Consider the following 18,145-nt stretch of genomic DNA (forward strand, 5'->3'; position numbering starts at 1 on the left):
CCTCTACTCAGGGGTGAGTGGGCAGCCTATCAGCTGAATCTGTACACCAACAATCCTCTCATCATCCTGAAGGCTACCCTGACGGTCATAATAGGCGAAGCGGGTTATGTGTACTCGTGGCTGGAATCGAATCATGACAACCAACTACCAGGAGGGCTAGAAGCACAAATATGTTTCTTATTGATTTCGACTTGTTATATAGGTGCGAATAGGTTTGGTAAGGCATTAAATGTCAGGAAAATACTCATCTATTACCTGTCTCAATAAATATTCCCAAATGAGACGAAGAGAGATTTGAGTATGTATAATTCGGGGGGGGATGAGAAAAATTTGTGTTGCCTACCTGCTGTACTGACAATGGGCTACCGTTGATAAACAGATTAACTAATTAGAGGGGATGTCCAAAGTAGAACTTACAGCTTGTCTCGAAATCACATCTCGCAAACGGTCTTCGTGTTCATCGCTCCATTGCCCTAACGCGGCAATTACGGGGATTAACGTCTTTCCAAATTCGGTAAGGCTGTACTCTACTTTTGGCGGTACAACGGGATAAATTTTTCTCGTAACCAGTTCGTGCTCTTCTAATTCTTTCAATTGAATATTCAAAACCCTACGTGAAGCATCTGGGATTTTGCGTTGCAGTTCGCTTGGGCGTTTATGACCCGTATTGATAAACCACAGCAAACGGATTTTCCATTTGCCGTAAAGTACTTCACCGACTAGATCAAGCCCACAATTTAGGTTCGGTTTTGTTTTCCGTTCATACATACTACAAAACTAAAAGTATGTCTTAGTTTGAGCAATAGGGGATAAATTTATCCCTATATGAATCGTAATGCCGTACTTGTACCGACTGCTTTTATACCCAAAATTTGCCCTGTAAATTCTTAAAAGCGGGGCAATAAAATGGAACAGTTTAATTTCAACAATGAATTATCAGGCAAAATTGCCTTGGTAACAGGAGGTACAAAAGGAGCCGGAAGAGCCATTGCAGAAAGGCTTTTAGAAGCAGGGGCAACGGTTATTATTACTGCAAGAAACGCACCGGAAAAAGAAAACAGCAAGTTTCATTTCATTCCCTCCGATTTAAGTAAGGCAGAAGGATCACAAAAAGTAATCAGCGAGGTGCTATCGACTTATGGGAGGCTAGACATCCTGATCAACAACCTTGGTTCTTCAGTAACACCCGCGGGTGGTTTTACCGTACTAACGGATGACGATTGGGAATCAACCCTACAAGCTAATTTGCTGGCTCCTGTTCGACTGGACAGAGGTTTTTTACCAACAATGATCGATCAAAAAAGTGGTGTTATTATTCATATCGCTTCGATTCAAGGCAAACTGCCGCTATTTGAATCTACTTTGCCTTATGCAGCTGCCAAAGCCGGATTGATCAATTATAGTAAAAGTTTATCCAATGAAGTTACCCCCAAGGGTGTTCGGGTGCTGACTGTTTCACCTGGATGGATCAATACGACAGCATCGGAAGCTTGGCTGGGTGAAATTGCAAGAAACGCGAATAGTACTGTAGAAGAAGCGCAACAAAGTGTAATGGATGCATTGGGTGGAATTCCTTATGGCAGGCCTGCCGAACCGAAAGAAGTAGCTGAGTTAGTAGGTTTTCTTGTTTCACCAAGGGCCAGTTATTTGACAGGGACTGAATTTGTAATCGATGGCGGTACGATACCTACAATTTAATAACCTTTTTAAAATAATGAACTTACCAAAAGTAGTAGCAGAACTAGTGCTAGCACAAAATAACTTTGATAGCGTTGCCTATGCAACTTGTTTTTTTGAAACAGCCGTAGTTTTCGATGAGGGAAAAACCCACCATGGACGAAAAGAAATAGGATCAAGGTCAAAAGTTGTGGAGTAACTTGGATTAAGCATATAACTGAGTCAGCAGGTAAAGGAAGAACTCCACATTGCGAACCCCTCTGAATTGACTCCTGAATGCTTTTATCTTAGCATTGAACGACTCCGCCGAGGCATTCGTGCTGCGGTTGTCAAAGTAGTTCAGAATCGTTTCATAGTGGTTTTGAATCGAACGAGCCACCGTGTTGAAGGCTTTGAAACCGGCTTGACGAACCCGCTCATGCCACTTGGCCAACCGGCCTAAGCCATAAAGCTTTGTGGTCGTGTTTTCAAAGATGTGACTCAGACTCTGACTCAACTCATAAGCGGTCTTCAAATCCGGATACCGTTCGAAAAGCAAAGCCGCTCTCTCTTGTTGACTAATCGTCCAGTCAGTGGCCCTTTTATAAAGCACATAGCGACTGCGAGCCAGCAATTGTTTGACCGTGTCGCCATTGGCAAGCAGCTCCGGTTCATAAGCTCTTTCGGTTAGTTTGGCCTGCTCAAGAGCCTCATTTTCGGCGTCCAAGGCTTGCCAGCGGTATTGAATGCGCATCTGCTGAACAGCCTCCAAAGCTAATTGTTGCACATGGAAACGGTCAGTTACTTGAGTAGCCTGGGGGAAACATTTTTTAGCGATCAAGGCCATATTACCCGCCATGTCCAGGGTAATTTCCTGTACCTTTTTGCGCTGGCTTTCAGCTAACTTACGCAAGACCTCAATCACCGTTTCGGCCTTAGTTCCTGCGACAATGGCCACAATAGCGCCCTTGCCCCCTTTGGCGGCTTTATTGGTCAGAATCGTGTAGAGCTCACCCTGCGATAGGCTCGTTTCATCCAGCGATAGGTGTGGACCCAGATTCTGAGGATACAAAAGCCAGTCTTTGGCATGGGCTCGTTGATCCCAAGTCGAAAACGTACTTAACTCGGTTCGGTATTGGCGGGTCAGCCGATTACCATCAACGCCATAAAGACGGACAAGGCTATTGGTACTGTGGGGGGATGAATCCGTCGATCTGGTTTAAAAAAAGCGCAAAGTCTGTCGTCATTCGCGTGCCCTGTGCCACCTGGTTCCAATCTCGGGTTTCTACTTTTTGCGTCTTGGTATTGAGCCAGCGACGGCGTTTGATGTGCAGAAACACACGTTTGTCTTGGATGGGGAAGTCCTGAATGGTGATTTCGGGCAGAAAGCCCTTGGATAATAGTTCGGCTTTGGGCTTAGCCGACTCCTGGTAGTTTTTCTCTTCTAAATAGAGATGAAGTAAATCCGCTGATGGCTCGACGCGAGCTAGTTGGTAATAAGTTAGAAGGAACTCCGGTAAGAGGTGTTCGACTAAAGGCAAGAAACTTTCCAAAACGAGCTAGACTTGGTGAAAACATAAACCTAGAAAAATACAACGCCCTCCACAAGTATTGTCCTTGATCCAAGAAATAGAGGATTGGATTGCAGATGCCAACGAGCGATACAAGGCTACAATGCAGCCCGTCAGCTTTGAAGAAAAAGAAACGGAAAGTCTTTTAAAAGTAGAAGTTTCAGGAAATTTTGACGGAAGTCCTGTTGTATTGAGTTATCATTTAAAAATAGCTGATGAATTGATACAGTCATTGAAAATTACAGGCTAAAAAGGAGTGGCTAAAATTAACCACTCCTTTTTAGCTCATAACAACAAGCAAAGTAGATAAAGGATATCTTATTGTGCAGCCATAGAAAATAGGCAGACCGAAGAAAAGAAGCTTTGCACAAAAACTATTCCGACAACAAATCTTATCGGCCAATCTGTAAAGCAGGCCCTATGGTGTACCCCAATCTCTGTACCACCATCTGGGCAAACGAAATGGTTAGTTGACAGATTTATGTTGTTTTTCTTTCCCTTCCATTAACACTGTTGCTGGCGTTCGGTAACCCAAAGACTGATGGGGCCGTTGGTGATTGTAATACTGAAAGTACTTACTCAAACCGGCTCGAAGCTCATAACCAGTTTGGTAGTTTCGTAAATAAACGTCTTCGTATTTCAGCGTCCGCCAGAACCGTTCTACAAATATATTGCCTAGGGCTCGGCCTTTCCCATCCCAACTGATGGCAATTTGATGGCCTTGTAAAACAGCCACAAAGTCATCGCTAGTGAATTGGCTCCCTTGGTCAGTGTTGAAAATCTCGGGCTTACCCCACTGTTGTAAGCTTTGCTGCAACGTTTCTACGCACCAATCCGCTTCAAGGGTATTGCTCAACTGCCAGTGAAGTACATATCGGCTATGCAAATCCAAGATGGCCATTACATAGAAAAAGCCCTTAGGCATGGGAATATACGTAATATCAGTGGCCCACACCTGATGAATAGTATGGATGACCAAGTCACGTAACAAATAGAAAAAACGTTGCCGGGGCACACCCGGTTTTGATAGATTAGGCTTAGGAAACTGTGTTTCCAGACCCATTAGAGTACGCAAACGGCGGACTCGCTTAATATTGATTGTCCAACCTTCCTGATTGAGAAGGACCACCAAACGCCGATGGCCCAGATCAGGATGTTCAACATACCATTCATCCAACCGGCGCATAATCTGCAAGTTTTGCTCATCGACCGGCACAGGTTGATAAGACAGACCGGCCCGGCTAATACTCAACAGCCAGCATTGTCGTCGGAGACTCAAGTTCGTATAAGACCGTTCGATCATGGCTCTTCGCTGGCTTAAGGGTTGGTCGCTAATTTTTTTTTGAGCCAATTCACTTCCACTTGGAGTCGCCCAATTTGCTCATAAAGTGGTCCTGTTTCATCAGCAAAGGGCTTTTCTGTTCCCTTTTGCCGGTCGAATACTTGCGGAGCCGCAGCTATAAATGCCTGTTTCCAAGTCTGCACCATCTGTGGATGCAGCTCATGCTCGCTAGCGATCTGATTGAGGGTCTTGTCCTGACGCAATACTTCTAAAACTACCGCTCGGGCGGCCCCGCTTCACCTTAAACTCGGAGGTGAATTGACGACGGCTTTTTGCTTTCATGGTTAACTAAGTTAGTAACCATTTCGACAAGCTTAAGGGATGGTACAAAAAAGCGGGACCACTATAGCCCTACAGCTAAGAAATCGGATCGTTTTTGGAGAAACCCAGCCAGTTATATCATAATGAAACAGGCCATTACCGAAAAAAAAGGTACTATTCTGATTGTGGATATCAGCGGCTATTCCCAGTTTGTTAAACAAGCCAATAATATTACAGGCGCTAGTGTGATAGCAAGCCTATTAGGCTCCATTATTAGAAATAATACACTGGATTTTCAACTTTCCGAAATAGAAGGCGATGCCATTTTGTTTTACAAATACGGGGCAACCCAACCCGATAACGGCGGTGTTGTTCCAGTTTGAGTAGATGCTAGCCGCATTTAATGAGCGAATTGAGCAACTAAATATTAAGTGCCCTCAAACTGCGATGTTATCGATGAAAATGGTCACGCACTATGAGGCCATTGCCGAATTTATGGTAGAAAGGTTTCGTAAGTTCTATGGGCAGGCGAGGGTAACGAGCAGTGCCGATAAGTCTATTCTCTGAAAAAAAAAGTTGTCAGGTTCCACTACCAACTACTAGTTCTGACTTCGCCTTCTCGATCTACAACTATTAAACACGCATCTAAATTAGGCGTCGTATATTCTTTCTTCAACCCCACGAGAACAACTGTTTTGAAATTATTGTAACTAGTGTTCGACAATTTATGAAATATCGGTTTGCTAATTCATAGTACCATAAATAAGGAGTGTCTTACAGAACCCTCGATATTGTCTGACGATCTACCGCATCAAAAAGCAGTCTTTCTTTGGCCACAATGGCCGTCGTTTATTGACAGTGCGAAACTTATTTTGATAAATCACAATGTTCGGAGCGAAATTAGAGCAGAAAGAGCAAAGGAGTAGGGTCTTCCCACTCTAAATAGAAATGACTCATTCAAATCTTATCCTCAAGATCTAGGATACCAATTAAGATACGGGCTACTTTCGCACTATGGGTTGGATTTAATACGTGGTAATGATTCGTATTAACTAGGTGTTCATCGACCCAGGATTTGGTATAAGCCTGCCAGCTATAATCAGGTTGGATATCACGATCAAAAAAAGACGAGTCGGTTGCCCTGATCAACAAAATAGGCCGTTGAATGGGCTCCCGAAGGTTGATCTGCTGGCTCAACGACCGAGCCGCAAAATCTGCTTTTTGTTGCCAATTGGTCTCGTTCAACAGAGCACTCGATGGCTTTAAGCGACCGTAATACCGGGTTAGCAACTGTTTTAGATTAGCTCGTACATGCAGAGGTTCGCGGGTAAAAATACCGCGCTGCAACTTACGCCAACTTCGCTTCAAGTCTTGAGTCAGCACCCAAGATAAAGGATGACTTTTGTATAAAGGAGTATCGATCAACACCAGGCGATTCAATCCATGGGATGGGGAATGTTGATCTAACCGTAGCGCCACTTCATAGGCTAAAATACCTCCGAATGAGTAGCCAAGCAATAGGTTAGGTGAGTCTGTATTGATTAACTGAGCTATTAAATCACTCAACTCAGTCAAGCTCCGTAACTGCCCACTGGGTGTGAACGGAGAAAAATACAGGCAGTACAAATTAGCATGATCAGTCAGGGCATCTTCTAATCCCTGATAAATTCGTTTGTCGCCCGACAAGGGAGGAATAAAATAGAGTTGAGCACGACCGGCGACTGGCGGATTGAGTGAAATACATTGTACCCCCGTTTCAGGGGGCGTACCAATAAAAGCGGCCAGTGCCTGGGGCGTCGAGTAAGAAAAGGCCAGTTGCATAGGTAAAGGCTGCTTTATCGCTGACTCAAGGGTAGCTAAGCAAGCTTCGGCAAGCAATGAGTCACCACCCAGATCTCGAAAAAAATCATCATAATCGGCAATAGGTTCTGGGTAATTTAGTTCTTGTGCCCAGATTTCTTTGATCCGATTCACCAGCTCGTTTGCTGGATCACCGAACCTAACCGAACTTCCCAGCGGGGTCTCTTTGGACAGACGTACCAACTGGGGGCGATCAAGTTTACCCGTCTGGGTACGAGGTAATTCTTGGATTATGTGATAGATGTCAGGGAGCAGTAGAATTGGCAACCGGTTGGCCAGCCAGCGCTTTACGGTTGGCAGATCAAATAGGTCGCCTGGTTTCACAAACGCCTGGATGAGGGGTTGAACAGATGCATTAAGATCGCAAACAATAGCCACCGCTTCCACACCAGGGGCTTGCCGAAGTTCGTCTTCCACCAGAAGCAGATTAATTTTCTGTCCATTTCGTTTGACCATGAAGTCTGTACGACCACACCAGAAAAGGTACCCTGCTGCATCCAAATACCCTACATCACCAGTTGCATAAAAAACGGATCCGTCAGGTTGACGTTGGTAAGCCCGTTGGCTGGCCGTTGACCCATTGGCGTAAGCCTGGGGCATTCCCTGAGCCCGAATCAGGATTTCGCCCACTTCTCCGGCTCCTAACCAATTGCCTGTTTCAGACTGGATCTGAATGGTACGTCCCTCAACAACTCTACCCACTGAATTTAGGGTTTCTGTCCAGGAGGTTGTAGGGTAAATTTTATACTCCGTAATCGTCCGGGTTTCGGTAGTGGCATAGGCGACCTGGAGCATCGTTGTAGCGCCAAACCGCTCCTGGAAACATTCAATATCCCGGCGACGAACTGGCTCGGCGCCAATCGATAGAAAGCGGAACCTCTCGAGCGACTTGAAATCAAAGGAGCTTTTCATTAGAAGCCGGAAGCTACTGACCGAAAGCGTACTAAAACTAATCCGTTCTCGCTGCCAAAAGGTCGCCAAGGATAATACCCCTTCTTTTTTTAGATCATGAACAACCAGCGTAGCTCCCGTCAGTAAGGCCGGGAAAATACAGGCCAGAGAAGCACTAAACTCCAGGGAAAACAGTAAATCAATCCGATCAACCGGCTCAATCTGATTGGCTAGTATCTGTCGATCAGTGTCAGCGAGGATATACTGATGCGAATGAATGACCTGTTTTGGTTCACCCGTAGTACCAGAGGTCGTGAATAAGCAGAAAGCTGCCGATGGATCGATACGTAAGTTGACCCGGGGGGGGGGGCGGCTTAAGTGAACTTATTGGTGATTGAATCAGCAAAACGGAGTCGTCTAGCTGATCAGCTACAATACTATGTGCGGAGGTAATCAAGGCTTCAGCACCGGTGCTTTTTAACACCTGACTTATCATCGAAGTACGCTCCAGACTAATCGAATAGTAATAGTTACCAGATAAAAGAATCCCCAGTAGAGCTGCTATATGATCGATTGGATCGGGGATAAGCACAGCAATGCAACCGTTACAAATGGCCAGGTTAGCTAGTTGACAAGCATACGCATTCGCCTGAGCGCCCAACGCCTTATAGGTGACCTGCCGTGCTGAATTGCGGATCGCTTCATGCTGCGCAAACTGTTCCGCGACAGTGTTCCACCGCTCACTAAATCCCATGTTCATAAATCCAGTATCGTTTGTGAGGGACTAAACCCAGGCGACACATATTCTGATAGCTAACGCTACCTTCGTAAGCCCAGGCGGAAATACTTGCTGGCTGATGTTGATAACAATAACGTAGCCGATTAATTAAAGCACCGGTATGAAAACCTTGATTTCGGTAAAGGGGGAGCGTGGCCCCTCCAGCCAGCAGGAAATGCTTATTTTGCTGGTATAGAGCCGCAATGCCAACGGGTCGTTGGTCAGCTAAAACTCGGTAAAGTAGAATATCGGAGGAACGAAGTAACTGGCCAAAGTTGATCGCAACCGGTTCCGCATCTGTTCGATTTGATTCAAAAGCGGTTAGATAATCCTGGGTAAACGGGTGCAGATTTACTACCGAAACCCGCTCTAAATCCGTCACCACTTCCGTTACGTTCAGTTTACTAAACTGATCTGGCGCCACCAACACCACCTGTCGGCCTTTTGAACAATAGCCTTGCTGCTTGAGAAAAAGGTGGATGTCGGCCTGTTGCACAGTATCTTCAACGAGTAACCGATGGGGCGTTGCCTGATAAAACCGCTTGGTCTCCTCGACAATTTGGCGAATCTGTTGGATGTCCAGGCAAATGCAATAATTGAAATAGCTTACATCGGCGAAGTGTAGACATGCATAGTTTGTCGTAACGTAGATCCGTATTCGGGAAGTATTTTGAGGGAGAGTCGCGTATTTTGCTAAACGTTCAAGATCATAACGTACAAACAATTCCATTTTTTGTTTATTAAAAGCGATAATATAAAAGTAATAGTTTTTCTTATAGATAATAAGTAAATATGATACTTAGTACTTATTTCGATCAATTGTATTGAAACGGGAGAAATACGGGAGAAAAAAGGGTGTTTTTTCCGTATTGTACCAACAGTAAAGAACATTGCTTTGAGGCTTTGTCTGGCAATTGCATGAAAGGACTTCTACTGCCTTCCTGTATTTACATTCTCTGTTCGGTCATTTCATTTGGCCAGGGGGCAGCTCCTCGTACCCATCACAGCAGCCATGATAATAAACGGCCAGAAGTAGCCACAGTATTGGTTTGTGGTAGTCGGAGTGCCAATGCCTATCATGACTACGAATGTCATGGACTCAATCGATGCCGATCAGGAGTAAGCCTTGTTAGTGAAGCTAGAACTATGGGGTATGTGCCCTGCAAGATTTGTTATTAGAATTTACCTTTAATTTGAATTAATGAAATACTCCTTTACCTTCCTCATCCTGAAATCCCTTTTTTCAATAGGATTACTGTTTTCTTTTTATTCAGTTTTTGCCCAAAATAACTACGTAGCTACTTCGCCCCTTGCGGCATTACCTGGTAATAATAATACAATAATTGGTCCCTATGCGGGCAATCCTACCACGACTGGGAATGAAAATGTTTTTATCGGTGCTTTTTCCGCCACTGCTAATACTAATGGTTTTTTTAATGTGTTTCTTGGGAACCACTCTGGGAAATCAAATACAACAGGAACAGCAAATTCATTTTTAGGCTATAATTCCGGTGCATCCAATACGACTGGAAACGCAAATACATTTTTAGGCATTAACGCAGGTTTTGCAAATACTAGAGGGGGGGGGAATATATTTGTAGGCGCTGCTGGTAATTCTAATGAAACGGGAAGCTCTAATATAATGATTGGGAATACTGCGGGCTATTATAGCAAAAGTGGATATAGCAATGTTATAGTAGGTGCATCCGCTGGATACTTCAATCGAATAGGCAGTAATATTGTAGCTATTGGTGATTCGGCTGGACTGAACAACACTGTATCTGAAAATGTTTTTATAGGCTCAAAAGCCGGTTTTTCTAATACAGATGGCGCTTTCAATACGTATGTTGGGATAAGTTCAGGCTATAATAATACAACCGGCTACTCCAATACATTCACTGGAGCTAATGCGGGAAAAGCCAATACTACGGGGTGGTACAATGTTTTCTTTGGTCGTGAATCTGGTAACGAAAATAATACTGGTAGCTATAATTCATTTTTGGGAACCTTATCCGGTTGGAAAAACACAACCGGAAACTACAATACTTTCGTTGGAAGTGCAGCTGGTCAATCAAATACTACTGCAGATGGTAATGTAGCAATGGGGTATTTAACTGGCAGCGCTAATCAGACAGGAGGAAAGAATACCTATTTAGGATCGTACGCAGGCTATGCCGCAATAAATAGTTCTAATAATACTTTTACAGGCTATTACTCTGGCTCTTTGGCCAAGTCCAATAACAATAGTTTTTTTGGATATTATGCAGGGGCGAATACTACCACAGGCCAAAATAATACATTTATAGGGTCTAATGCAGGTATTAATAACACCACCGGCTCCAACAACATTATTATTGGCCCCAACTCGGGAACTGCCATTACAACCGGAGACGACAACGTTTTAATGGGCTACAACGCTCAAGCCGAAAATGGCCTTCACAACGCCACGGCCATCGGATCAAACAGCCGAGTGTCAATAAACAACGCCCTTATTTTAGGCAATAACGCCAACGTGGGTATTGGCACTTCATCGCCTTCCAAGCCGTTGCACGTGAACAGTCCTGTGGCCAACGAGTCGGGCTTTCGCCTAGAACAATTAACGAGTTCTTCGCCTACCTCTCGCTCGACCGATCATTTCTTAACTGTGAATGAGCAAGGCGATGTGGTTAAAGCTCGGTACCAACTACGCATTAATGATCCTTCTGAATGGAGCGATAAGGTATTTGTGCCGAACTATCAGTTAACGCCACTTGCTGAAGTCAAGAAGTACATTGATGCGAATGGCCATTTGCCCAATGTACCTTCGGCCACTGAGGTCGCTAAAGATGGCGTTGATCTGGTCAAGATAAACGCCATTTTACTAGAGAAGGTGGAGGAGTTGACATTGTATAGTATTCAGTTAGAGAAGATGAATCAACAACTTCATCAAAAAGATCAGCAGTTAGAATCTGAAAGCAAGAAGCAACAGGCTCAGATTGACGAGTTAAAGAGGTTAATGAAATTAGTGCTTCAGAGACAGTAATGTTGACATTCTCGAATAACCCTCCATTTTCCAGGCATACAAATATTTTAGGTTTGTTGTCTAAATGACTACGGCAACCCCCAAAAACTTTCGGTAGCCGTCGCCACAGGCATAGAGCCCGGCAGGTGGTCCTATCAACGATGCGAACACCCTATTTCTGAATTCTAATATCCATAGTATACCATCGGCGTCCTTCGGCCGTGGTGCCATTGCCCGTAATCCGAAACAGGCCAAGCTTGCCCTGACCCGTTATAAACGTATACAGAAACCGATTCTGAAGGTAGGTCGGCAAACACGTATTCTGATCGGTACCACTGCTCTCCAGTACCACTGATGAGAACGTATTGTCTTTGTCGAAATTAGAGCGAACCAACGCTTTTATATCACTGGACTGCTGAATGCTGTTCCATTGGCTTAACAGAAGGCCCGGATTATTGTTAGCGCCCACATAAAGCAACGTTCCCCGCTGAAGTGTCGGCCAGTTTTGACTGCTGATCACGTTCCAGATTGGGCCCGTGCCACACGACTGATCGCATGTTTTGATTGTGGCAGGGGTGGTTAGATTGCTACCGCAGTACTGGCTTCCAACGGCGTCGATAGTCGCTGCGTGGGCTGCACCGTCACGCAGTTTATACACTTTACCAGCATCGAAGTCGAGCAGATTTAGTTGGTCCAGATCAGTCTGTGTACTCGAAAGCTCCATACGTACGTTCAGGAACTGGTTAAAATCGCTGTTGGCCGCCAGGGGCAGGGCGGTTGGAACGCCGTCCGCTTTCTGGCCCCAGGCGGCCGATTCGGCAATTGTTGGTTCACCCGTTATGGCTACGTCGTAAATGCAGTCCTGCAAATAATTGGGATCAGAGATGCCAGCATTCTGGCAAATACCCTCGGCCCATTGTTTGCGCTCATCTGTCAGGGTCACGCTGGTGCGTGGGAAGTTGCGATTGGTATAGGAATCCGTCGTTTTCCCGGACTCGTAGACAAACAGCGACTGAGCTTGCTGAATCCGCCAGCTATCGGCGTACGAACCCGTTATATTGTCGGTAAAGCGGTTGACAGCCGCACCGGTACTGAGCATAAGATCATTGCCCGGCGTACCGTCGAAGTTACCCAACAGGCCGCTTACCTGCCCGGCCCGGGCCGCTTTAAGGGTTACCAGATAGTCGAGCAAATAATAACCGCCACGCCACTCAATCGTTACTTTTTCGTTCTGAGAGTTGGTCAGCGTCAGGTCGTTACCATCTTTGGTGAGCGTGGTACCATTGCTGAGCGGTAAACTAGTGAAGGCGTCCGTTTTCAGCACCTTATTGACGTACAACCGGTTGGGGTTCACCAGTACGCACACCACATCACTGCCCATCCGAACGGCCACGCCCGTATTGACCGTGGCCACACCCGTATTGTTGTAATCTTCCTGCCGAACCTGGATTTCCAGATCACCCGCCGTCGCTTTTAGGGCGGTAAATTCGCCGTAAGCCTGAAAATCATAATAGAGTTCGTCGAGTGTACGCAGGTGCGGGTCGCCGGTGCTGCGGGCGGGTAGGGGATCGTCGTTCGGCTTACAGTCACAGGCTGCCTCTGAGGCTGCGTTGGCCAGAATGCCCGACGCACAGCTTTGCACAAAATTGTAGGGATTGCCCGAAAATGCGTTCAGCTCACCTTCCAGACAGGACGCTCCATTATTGGCAATATCCTGAGCCGAGGGGCAACCGATAGCTGGCTGGCCGGAGGCAATATTGCCCAACACACCCAGTGCGCTTTTACAACTCTGATAGGTATTGTAAATACTCAGAATGGCAGCAGGAATGCCAATGCCGGTACCGAATTCGCTGATTCCCAACGCGCAGCCAGCTGCATTGACCGCAAAATACCCGGCTGCTGCTGCCTTGTACTGGCTCTGACTGCACTGACTAGCTACCCGCGCCATTCGCAGGTCCTGATCCAGTATCGTCTGCGCACCACTGGCCCAATCAAATACGTTCTGGTCTAGTTTGACCCCATCCATAGTACCCAACTTAGCCCGCGTGTCGGTCTGGTAACCCGTTATGGTCACCGTTCTGCTGGTCATGTTATAATTCGTAAAGCCGATCGTATAGCCCTTCGACAGACGCGCCCAGATGGGTAAGTAGCTGGAATTGAATTCGTATAAAATCCACTCTTTTGTGCTGGCATCCGTAACGAGCACGAACTGAACCTGCTTGAGGTAACCGTAACTGTTTTTGGTGCCGAATACCAGTATATCTTTGTTGATGTCGGGGCTATGGAAAACCTGTCCCAGCGGGCTGTCGGCTGAGCGAACGGCTACCTGTCTGATCTGGTCAAATGCGGCCGGCGCATTTGTGTTGGTCGCTACTGGGGTATCTTGATTGTGCTTACAGGAAATGAGGACGAGTAACAGGAAACAGATAAAGTACTTCATAAGTGAGGTATGAACTTATCGTTGAGCAAGTTTTGACATTCAGCTTGTTATATCATTTCGAATTAAAAAAGGGAAATAGCTTACTCCATACAAAATTGGTCATTCGATTTCCCACATTGAGGACTGTTCTACGCTGATCAATTGGGGTAGGCGTAAAAAAATGATGGGCAAACCGGAGAGGGCTTGCTATACTCAAGTTCATTTCCATTGTGACTCTTGAATGTTTAACGGGTGCTTTCAAATGTCATTCATAGGCCATAGACTACCTATCATGAATTGAGTGAACGGCATTAAACTTACATTAAGACAATGGGTTGGTAATCAGAATAGTAGATTTAATTTGTTAGTGTATTTGTATTTATGGATTTGCTTTAAACGTGGGATAAGATGGCTTTCATAGATACGCTATCAACTGAGTTGAAAGGGGTTTTATAAAAGCGCTTTTGACAAGGCCTTTCAAGAGCTTACTTGACTATCGCCAATCACGCGATTTGAGGGTAGACCAACCTATCCTAGCTTATCATCCAGAGCAAAGGACTATTATTCTACTAGAACGACCCCAACATAATTTAGAACGCAGATTTGCCCAGTGGTGCGATTGGCAATGGATACAGGTGTCGCCTAAAACGCTCTCTGAAGTGAGATGAAGAACTAATTGTTCTACTTATGTATATCGTTCTCTGCGAGAAACCTTTCGAGAAATACAACGAGTTTAGGACGATTTTCCAGTCAACTTTTTCGCCACAGGAGTTATCCAAAAAGCAGCTACGACGGCACTGAGCCAGGCTAAACCAGTACAGCCCCACATAATCTCCTGGAAACTATATAAAAAGGCTTCTCGAATGGCCTGATGGATGGAAGATTGGTTGGCTAAAGTAACTTGAGCTGGAACAGGGGTGGCACCCAATTGATTAGACTTTTCTTGTAAAGTCTTTATAATCGCTGAAGACAAGTGTAATGGCTTTATTTGTTCACTCAGTTGATAGCGAAAGGTTGCCAGAACTATTGAACTGGCAACAGCTAGGGCTAACACGGCAGCAGTACGAGCAATAGCATTATTGATGCCGGAAGCTGCCCCCGCATTATGGGCTGGAACCGATCCCATCACCGTATTGGTCAGTGGGGCTACAGTCAAGGTCAAACCAATACCAACCGTTAATAAAGCCGGCAAAAAAGTAGCCCAGTATTGAGACGGCCCGCTGGTGAGCCCTATCCAGGATAGCCCTAAAAATCCCAAGCCAATAATCGCCGGACCGATAATTAACAACCGTCGAGGACCATATTGATCGGACAGATTCCCACTCCAGCGAGAAAGGAGTATGAGTGGTAGCGGAAGCGCTATGAAGGCCAAGCCTGCTAAAGAAGGGCTATATCCCTGGAGCTGCACTAAATTCAAGGACAGGAAAAAGGAGACAACACTCAGCGCACCATATAGAAATAAGGTGAGCAAGTTTGTTCCAGCAAAACTGGACACCTTAAATAACGACATGGGAACCAGGGGTTGCTGATGGTGTAACTCATACGCAATGAATCCTGCCAGACTAATCAGGCCGCCTAGCAAGGTTCCATAAATGAACGGATGAGTAGGTCCCCAAGTTGACCACATCGTAAAACTGTACGTTAAACTGGCCAGACCTAAGGAAGACAGAACCACTCCGATCAAATCGACAGACCCAGTTGCGGCTTCATCCCGAGTCTCAGGTACTTTTTGGTAAATGATCCACCAGGCAGCCAGACCAAGCGGTAGGTTAAGCAAAAAAACAGCTCGCCAAAGCCCTTCTCCAGCTAGTACACCCCCCAGAAGGGGACCAGCCAAACTAGTCAAAGCTCCTGTGGCAGACCAAGTTCCAATAGCCTTACCTCGCTGCTTATCGGCAAATACGGCTGTAATGATGGCTAGGCTGCCGGGGATCAGGAAGGCTCCCCCTAGTCCCTGACCAGTGCGCGCCACAATGAGCCACTCGATCGAAGGGGCTGCTGCACAGGCGGCTGAACAGCCAACAAACAGACCGATGCCAATAAGCATTATTTTCTTTCGACCAAAGTGATCTCCTAGCGCTCCCCCCATTAGAATGAGAGCGGCTAACAGTAAGGCATAAGCATTGACGACCCAAACTAGTTGAGTAGCATCAGCCTGGAGACTTCGTTGAATAGCCGGAAGAGCCACATTGAGGGCAGACGCATCAAGGGAAGCCATGCTGGAGGCCAGGATCATTACCAGCAGCACCCAGCTGTTATCTTGATTCGAACTGCTATCAGGAGTAACCATGTTAGTTAGGTTAATGGAATTGAGTGGGGCATTTTTCGTATTTTCTAGAAATACTCCTCAATGAGACGATGGTTTCTGCGATCTGCCAATATACACTAATAGGCGCCGTTCTCAAACGTGGGCTATGCGACATCTAAAGTCAATCGATATTTGCCCGTTTAATCCTACTCCTGTCAGGTTTCCAACTTTTTCAAGTTACTTTGTCGGCTCGCTTCCTTTTGCTGCCACACCACTACATGGCTCGACTTACCTTGATTTGCCTGCTCTGCGGTATAACCGTAACTCCTGCCTTCACCCAACGCAAAGTAGAGCAAGCCCAGCTGGATTCATTGCTGGCCGAATTGCCCCACGTCAAACCCGATACAGTTCGGGTCAAGCTGCTTTATCAACTAAGTTTTAGGTAGTCGATATTAACCTGATGAGGGGATCAACTATGCTAATCAGGCCTTGGTACTTGGCCGGCAGTTGACCTGGAAAAAAGGCATGGCCTATATCCCCAGGCCCTGACCTATTATGAAAAAGCCCTGAAAGGTCATCCATGCCTTTCATTCATGAAGATGCACACCTGTTATTTAAGCCAGGGACTTTTCGCGGGCGAGCTGTTGATACTTCTCAACGACCTCTTCTTGCCCAGCCTCAAGTTCTTTCAGCAAGCCAGGGTCGACGATGGTGGAGCAATGCTTGGTTCCCCACACAAGTAGCGTTATAATAATTGGGACGGTGTCTATGCCTTTTTCTGTCAGGCGGTAAGTGAACTTCGATTTCTTATCGGAGGCCACAGCTTTGGTTAAGATGCCTTGCGATTCCAGAACCGCCAGGCGATCGGCCAGAATGTTGGTCGCCATTTTTTCTGCTGACTGCAAAAATTCCCCATAAGTAGACTTCCCCGCAAACACCATGTCCCGCAGAATCAGTAGGGTCCATTTGTCTCCCAGTACGTCTAGCGATGTGCTGATGGGGCAAGTAGAACGTTGTTTTAGCTCTTTCATAAAAAACGAACTTATATTTTACTTGCTTTTTGCAAGTATTTTAACTTACCTTTGTGCTTGCAAAAAGCAAGTAAATGTACGCTGATTTTATTTCTTCCTTATTATGATTCTAGTAACTGGAGCCACCGGTGGGTTAGGCCACCAAACCATTGACTTTTTACTTACTACCACCCCGGCCACTCAAGTTGTTGCCCTAGTGCGCGACATCAGCAAAGCTACGGACCTCGTCAAGCGGGGCGTAGACGTCCGGCAAGCCGACTACGTTGACTATCCCGCACTGGTGCAAGCTTTTCGGGGCATCGATAAGGTGCTGCTGGTTTCCGCCGTGGCCTTTACCGACCGGGTGCACCAGCATCAAAACGTTATAGACGCTGCAAAGGTAGCCGGGGTAAAGCACCTATTTTACACAAGCATCCAGCGTAGCACCAATTTTGTGCTGCAGGAGGTCACCGAAAGCGACCTGGCCACGGAAGCCTACCTCAAAGCGTCCGGCCTAACCTACACCATTCTCAAAAACGGCTACTACTTTGAAGGTCTAAGCTACCTGATTGGGAGCGAGGTGCCAGAGACGGAGATTCTTTTCCCGGCGGGAAAGGGCAAGATAGCATTCGTTAAGCGAACCGAATTAGCTGCCGCCACGGCCGCCCTACTGACCAGCGAAGGGCATGAGGGCCAGGAGTATACTCTGTCGGGGAGCGAATCCTATTCTTTTGATGATATTGCTCAGGAATTCTCCGCGTTAGCGGCCCGGCCCATCGCTTACAAAAGCATTGAGGTGGCATCTTACATTGCCCAGAAAGTTGCCGCGGGCTTCCCCGAAGTCGTCGCCAAGTTCCTTGCCCAGTGGGGTGCCGCCACCCAACATGGCATGCTGGCCGAGACGCACAATACCGTCGAGCGTCTGCTAGGCCGCAAGCCAACTTCGCTGCGGGAATATCTGAAAGCGACTTATTTCTTGGGCACCTAACTGCTTGTAGCAGCGGCTAATACCACATTCCTCAAATCACCCAGCCCGAAGTCGTCGCTATTTGCTGCTTTTTCGCAAGCGATTTCGCCTTACCTCAATTCCCCTAACATGCCCTCATAA

The 18,145-nt window shown here is 46.3% G+C and carries 20 protein-coding genes; 8 read left to right on the forward strand and 12 right to left on the reverse strand.

Translation table 11 applies throughout. The features are described from left to right. Positions 1-3: 3 nt before the first annotated feature. Complete coding sequence (locus H3H32_RS37825; protein ID WP_256432988.1) at positions 4-135, reverse strand: hypothetical protein; 132 nt, start codon at positions 133-135, stop codon at positions 4-6. A 249-nt stretch (positions 136-384) separates the two neighbouring features. Next, entirely contained in the window at positions 385-768 is a 384-nt protein-coding gene (locus tag H3H32_RS09000) for a winged helix-turn-helix transcriptional regulator (RefSeq protein ID WP_182462357.1), read from the reverse strand. A gap of 138 nt (positions 769-906) precedes the next feature. Between H3H32_RS09000 and H3H32_RS09005 the strand changes: the two genes are divergently transcribed. Both H3H32_RS09005 and H3H32_RS09010 read left to right on the forward strand, forming a co-directional pair. Then, positions 907-1,698: an SDR family oxidoreductase gene (locus H3H32_RS09005; protein WP_182462358.1), complete on the forward strand. Its 792-nt coding sequence runs from the start codon at positions 907-909 to the stop codon at positions 1,696-1,698. A gap of 16 nt (positions 1,699-1,714) precedes the next feature. Then, positions 1,715-1,876 carry a hypothetical protein gene (locus H3H32_RS09010; protein ID WP_220472621.1) on the forward strand — a complete coding sequence of 54 codons (162 nt, stop codon included), beginning with the start codon at positions 1,715-1,717 and terminating at the stop codon, positions 1,874-1,876. Between the two features lie 6 nt (positions 1,877-1,882). On the opposite strand, the gene H3H32_RS09015 is transcribed toward H3H32_RS09010, so the two are convergent. Next, positions 1,883-2,803 carry an ISAon1 family transposase gene (locus tag H3H32_RS09015; protein WP_220472681.1) on the reverse strand — a complete coding sequence of 307 codons (921 nt, stop codon included), beginning with the start codon at positions 2,801-2,803 and terminating at the stop codon, positions 1,883-1,885. A gap of 34 nt (positions 2,804-2,837) precedes the next feature. After that, positions 2,838-3,209, reverse strand: coding sequence for an ISAon1 family transposase N-terminal region protein (locus H3H32_RS37125; RefSeq protein ID WP_220472622.1), 372 nt, complete (start codon positions 3,207-3,209; stop codon positions 2,838-2,840). A 64-nt stretch (positions 3,210-3,273) separates the two neighbouring features. Between H3H32_RS37125 and H3H32_RS09020 the strand changes: the two genes are divergently transcribed. After that, positions 3,274-3,477: a hypothetical protein gene (locus H3H32_RS09020; protein ID WP_182462359.1), complete on the forward strand. Its 204-nt coding sequence runs from the start codon at positions 3,274-3,276 to the stop codon at positions 3,475-3,477. 216 nt (positions 3,478-3,693) lie between these two features. Here the strand turns inward: H3H32_RS09020 and H3H32_RS09025 are convergent, their stop codons facing one another. Next, positions 3,694-4,578 (reverse strand): IS3 family transposase, encoded by an 885-nt coding sequence (locus tag H3H32_RS09025; protein WP_374191819.1) that lies wholly within the window; start codon positions 4,576-4,578, stop codon positions 3,694-3,696. Beyond that, a complete protein-coding gene (locus H3H32_RS09030; protein WP_220472623.1) occupies positions 4,545-4,715 on the reverse strand; it encodes a hypothetical protein in 171 nt (56 codons plus the stop codon). The genes H3H32_RS09025 and H3H32_RS09030 overlap by 34 nt, the downstream gene beginning before the upstream one ends. 258 nt (positions 4,716-4,973) lie before the next feature. Between H3H32_RS09030 and H3H32_RS09035 the strand changes: the two genes are divergently transcribed. Further along, positions 4,974-5,213, forward strand: coding sequence for a DUF2652 domain-containing protein (locus H3H32_RS09035; protein WP_182462362.1), 240 nt, complete (start codon positions 4,974-4,976; stop codon positions 5,211-5,213). A 574-nt stretch (positions 5,214-5,787) separates the two neighbouring features. Here H3H32_RS09035 and H3H32_RS09045 read toward each other — a convergent pair. The 3 genes from H3H32_RS09045 to H3H32_RS09055 are packed head-to-tail and all read right to left on the reverse strand — an operon-like array spanning position 5,788 to position 9,089. Continuing rightward, on the reverse strand, positions 5,788-7,926 hold the full coding sequence (locus H3H32_RS09045) for an AMP-binding protein (protein ID WP_240543871.1): 2,139 nt from the start codon (positions 7,924-7,926) through the stop codon (positions 5,788-5,790). After that, on the reverse strand, positions 7,874-8,341 hold the full coding sequence (locus H3H32_RS09050) for an AMP-binding protein (protein ID WP_182462365.1): 468 nt from the start codon (positions 8,339-8,341) through the stop codon (positions 7,874-7,876). Before H3H32_RS09050 ends, H3H32_RS09045 begins: the two co-directional genes overlap by 53 nt. Continuing rightward, positions 8,325-9,089 (reverse strand): hypothetical protein, encoded by a 765-nt coding sequence (locus H3H32_RS09055; RefSeq protein WP_182462366.1) that lies wholly within the window; start codon positions 9,087-9,089, stop codon positions 8,325-8,327. The genes H3H32_RS09050 and H3H32_RS09055 overlap by 17 nt, the downstream gene beginning before the upstream one ends. 188 nt (positions 9,090-9,277) lie before the next feature. On the opposite strand from H3H32_RS09055, the gene H3H32_RS09060 reads away from it, so the two are divergent. After that, entirely contained in the window at positions 9,278-9,538 is a 261-nt protein-coding gene (locus H3H32_RS09060; RefSeq protein WP_182462367.1) for a hypothetical protein, read from the forward strand. A 22-nt stretch (positions 9,539-9,560) separates the two neighbouring features. Continuing rightward, positions 9,561-11,381 carry an autotransporter outer membrane beta-barrel domain-containing protein gene (locus H3H32_RS09065; RefSeq protein ID WP_240543730.1) on the forward strand — a complete coding sequence of 607 codons (1,821 nt, stop codon included), beginning with the start codon at positions 9,561-9,563 and terminating at the stop codon, positions 11,379-11,381. A 151-nt stretch (positions 11,382-11,532) separates the two neighbouring features. Here the strand turns inward: H3H32_RS09065 and H3H32_RS09070 are convergent, their stop codons facing one another. Then, complete coding sequence (locus H3H32_RS09070; RefSeq protein ID WP_182462368.1) at positions 11,533-13,800, reverse strand: VWD domain-containing protein; 2,268 nt, start codon at positions 13,798-13,800, stop codon at positions 11,533-11,535. Positions 13,801-14,512: 712 nt separating this feature from the next. After that, positions 14,513-16,069, reverse strand: a complete 1,557-nt coding sequence (locus tag H3H32_RS09075; protein WP_182462369.1) for an MFS transporter — start codon at positions 16,067-16,069, stop codon at positions 14,513-14,515. A gap of 236 nt (positions 16,070-16,305) precedes the next feature. Here H3H32_RS09075 and H3H32_RS09080 point away from each other — a divergent pair, with 236 nt between their 5' ends. Beyond that, the gene (locus H3H32_RS09080; RefSeq protein ID WP_182462370.1) at positions 16,306-16,473 is read left to right on the forward strand and encodes a hypothetical protein; all 168 of its coding nucleotides are present in this window, start codon (positions 16,306-16,308) and stop codon (positions 16,471-16,473) included. 168 nt (positions 16,474-16,641) lie between these two features. Here the strand turns inward: H3H32_RS09080 and H3H32_RS09085 are convergent, their stop codons facing one another. Next, entirely contained in the window at positions 16,642-17,058 is a 417-nt protein-coding gene (locus H3H32_RS09085; RefSeq protein WP_182462371.1) for a winged helix-turn-helix transcriptional regulator, read from the reverse strand. A gap of 103 nt (positions 17,059-17,161) precedes the next feature. Here H3H32_RS09085 and H3H32_RS09090 point away from each other — a divergent pair, with 103 nt between their 5' ends. After that, positions 17,162-18,025 carry an SDR family oxidoreductase gene (locus H3H32_RS09090; RefSeq protein ID WP_182462372.1) on the forward strand — a complete coding sequence of 288 codons (864 nt, stop codon included), beginning with the start codon at positions 17,162-17,164 and terminating at the stop codon, positions 18,023-18,025. Positions 18,026-18,145 lie beyond the last annotated feature (120 nt).

The sequence above is a fragment of the Spirosoma foliorum genome, assembly GCF_014117325.1.
GTDB lineage: Bacteria > Bacteroidota > Bacteroidia > Cytophagales > Spirosomataceae > Spirosoma > Spirosoma foliorum.